1 protein-coding gene is annotated in these 3837 nt (G+C 58.9%); it reads left to right on the top strand.

Annotated features, from left to right (window positions below; translation table 11 throughout):
* Nucleotides 1-3837: Ig-like domain-containing protein (locus tag DFP90_RS23385; RefSeq protein ID WP_115939700.1), on the top strand; the 3837-nt coding region annotated here is incomplete at both ends.

A 3837-nucleotide genomic window follows, 5' to 3' on the forward strand; every position in this document is an offset into this window, starting at 1 on the left:
CCATCGGCGGGGTCGCGGCGACCACGGATAATCCGGTTGTCCATACCTTGGCAGAGGGCGGTGTGGTGACGCTTTATGCTGACGGCAGCTACAGCTATGCGGCCAATGGGGCGTCGGCCCCCGACAGTTTCACCTGGACGGTGACGGATACGGCCGGCCTGTCCAGTGAGGCGACGGTGACGGTCTCTGTGGGGGAAGGCAACCCGGACCATTACGGCACGTTGGATGACAGCATCGCGCGCCATAACGGTTATGGCAGCCTGTCGGCGGACAAGCTGACCTATACGGGCAGCGGCTCTGAGGGGCAGGCAACCTATTCGATCATCTGGTACGACCAGTGGCTGGAAGGCAAGAGCTATTGGGAGACCGAGATTGTCGCCGATACGGACAATGGCCGGGCCGGCAGCGGGCTTGTGGCCAGCAACTTTGCCGAAGGCCAGTATGGCAGCATGGTCTCTGGCGGTCTGACCGGTGATTATGCCGGTGTCGGCGCTGGCGGATTTTATGTGAAGGGCAGCCTGGTCTATGCGATCCAGGCGGATGACGCGGCCCCGTTCGGGGATGGCGCGGTCTACCGCTATGCCTATGACGCGGAGAGCGGTGAGCTGCGCTTTGGCGTCGGCGACAGCTGGTGGAACAATGGCGAACCGGTGGTGACCCTGGACAAGGATCTGGATTGGGCGCCATCGCTGGTTGCGCAATCAAGTAATGACAGCATCACGCTCAAAATTGCCAACGATGACTGGAGCTATGGCGCGCCCCTGGGCTATGCGCCGGGCAGCCTGATGGAAGGCACGGACGGCAATGATGTTCTGACCGGCAATGAGGGCACCGTCACGATTGATGGCGGGGCCGGTGATGACCTGCTTTTGGCCGGTGATGTTACGCCGGATGAACTGGTGACCGTGGGCGCGGGGGCTGCTTTCCAGGCGGTGAACAGCCACAGCGGGTTCAGCTTCAGCGAAGACGGCCAGACGGTCAGCATGGGCACGGGCTTCGCCGGATCGGCGATCGCTGACATTGAGATGAGTTCCGGCCAGTTCTACTGGGAAGTCAAGTTCACGAATGTCGCCCATGAAAATGGCCATTATTGGCATGAAGGCACGGTCGGTATCGCCAACCAGGCCTTTGGCATCAATGATCAGGCGCCGCAGGGCAATGCCTGGGTGATCCGGGGCGAGAGCGGTGCGGTTGTCGAAGATTATAAAGCCGATGCCTATATGGATGGCGTCTGGCATCCGGAGTTCGGATCCGAGATCGGGGAGAATGATGTTCTGGGTGTCGCCTTTGACGCGACGGCAGGCACCATTGAGTTTTTCCTGAACGGGGAGAGCATGAAGAAGTTCTCCGGTATCCCGGAAGGCAGCTACAATCCGATCGTGAGCCGCCACAATACGGCGGCCAGCCGCCCGGCCACATTTGAGTTCAACTTTGGCCAGGACGGTTTTGCTCATGAGGCTCCGTCAGGTTTCCATTCGGTCTATGCCGTGCCGGACACGAATGCGGGCGCAACCCTTTCCGGCGGCAGCGGCGACGACACCCTGATCGGCGGTGCGGGGGACGATACCCTGGTCGGCGGCTCGGGCGAGGATGTCGCACGCTATGCCGGGACGAAGGATGATTACACCATCACCAACAATGGCGACGGGACCTATAGCGTCACCAACAACGCAAACAGCAACGCCGACGATATCGGAACAGATATCCTTTCGGGCATTGAGAAGATCCATTTTGATGCAAATGAAAATGGTGTCATTGATGAAGACAGCGATCCCGATGATGCGAATGATGATGGCGAAATCGTCATTGATCTGACCAAGGAAAGCGGTCCGGTTGGCGGGGACGCCAAAGTAGTTCTAGATGGCTGGGAGACGGTCACGCACAAGCTGACGGTATCGGATGCGGATCTGAATAAGACTGGCGTCACGGAGAGCCTGAGCTATGAGGTTGTTGGCGTGACAGCTGTGGATGGTATCTACACCCTGGCCAGCGGTGCGACGGTCTCCTTTGATGAAGAGGGGAATTACACCTATACACCTGCAGTATCGAACCAGCCGGCCGTGGATAGTTTTACATGGCGGGCAACGGACCTGAGCGGGATGAGCACGGAAGAAGGCACGATAAACCTTCAGGGTGCGCCTGTTCCCTACGATATCGGACAATCAGTCGTCTTTGACGGCACCGGACAGACTCTGACCCAGACCCTGGTGACGGAAGGCAACCGGAAGACCTGGACCTTCTCGACCTGGGTGCGGCGCGGGGACCTGAACCGGAACCAGACCCTGTTCTCGGGCGGAACCAATGCCACCAATGACCAGACGGCAATCAGCATCGGTTATGGCGGCAGCAACGAGATCTTCCTGCATGGCCCGACCGGCATGAGCCTGCGCAGCCAGGCCCTGCTGGATCAGACCGGCGAATGGTACCATCTGGTGGTGGCGATGGACACGACCCAGGCGACGGCATCTGACAGGGTGAAGATCTATCTGGACGGCACGCAGTTGGACAGCTTCACAAACCCGACTTACCCGGCGCTGAATGCTGAAATGGGCATCGGCAAAGCGGGTGGTCATGCGATCGGGCGTTTCTTTGATTTCGATCTGAACCATATCAATGGGGATCTGGCGGATGTGGCCTATGTGGACGGCCAGGCGCTGGATGCCAATGCCTTTGGCCAGTCCGACGGTAACGGCGGCTGGGTTGCTGGCGGGGACGGTGTTGCCAACTATGGCAGCAACGGTTTCCGATTTGATTTTGCCGACAGTGGCAACCTGGGTAAGGATCTTTCGGGCAACGGCAATGACTACACGGTCAATGGCACTCTCAGTCAGGGAACGGATGTGCCGGCTGTTGGCCAGGAGGCACCGAGTTATGCCGGTACCGATGGCAATGATGTGTTTGTTGGAAATGACAACACAATCACCATCGACGGCGGTGCCGGTGATGACCTGATCCAGGCCGGTGACGTAAATGGTGTTGTGGTCAGTAATGATCCAGCAGAGATGGATGCAGCCACCAAGTCTGCGGGGATCACCCTGTCTGAAGGGGATCTTCGTGTCGGTGGCACAGGCGGTGTTGCGCTCTCCAATCAGCTTGTGAAAGGACCGGTCTATTTTGAGGTTGAGATCGGGGCCTATGGGGCTGGCATCTATGCGGGCTTTGCCTCCGATCGCCTGAACAGTGTGACGGCTGATTTTGGAGCCAATGCCCAGGCCGGGGCCTGGTATACCTACAGCAATGCCAATGGCACCACATGGATGGATGACGGCGGTCTTGGGCCGACTGGTACTAATGCCTATAAATTCTCGCCGGGCCAGCGGATGCTGTTTGCCTATGACCCGGAAACAGGCAAGGCCTGGATCGGCAAGGGCGGCCTTGGCTGGTATGATGATCATCAGAATGTGACCGGGGATCCGGCCACGGGAGCGAACCCGACATTTGTCATTCCGGAAGCGGACCGTGACAGCATCCGTGTGATGCTGGGGGCGCGTTCCGGCGGCACGACAACCCTTGATCTGAAAACCGCGAGCGGTGATTGGAATTATGGCGCCCCGGATGGCTTTGATGCACTGGCCGTCATAGAGACGGTAGACGGGGCAACCCTTGCCGGCGGCAGTGGCGACGACACGCTGATTGGCGGCAATGGCGATGACACCCTTGTCGGCGGCAGCGGAGAGGATATCGCACGCTATGCCGGTGCGATGTCCGGCTATACGGTCACCAACAATGGCGACGGGACCTATAGCGTCAGCAAAGACGGTATCGGCACGGATACGCTTGCAGGGATTGAGAAGATCCATTTTGATGCCAATGATGACGGCATCATCAATGTGGATG

This window comes from Aestuariispira insulae (assembly GCF_003385955.1).
GTDB classification, from domain to species: Bacteria; Pseudomonadota; Alphaproteobacteria; order UBA8366; family Aestuariispiraceae; genus Aestuariispira; species Aestuariispira insulae.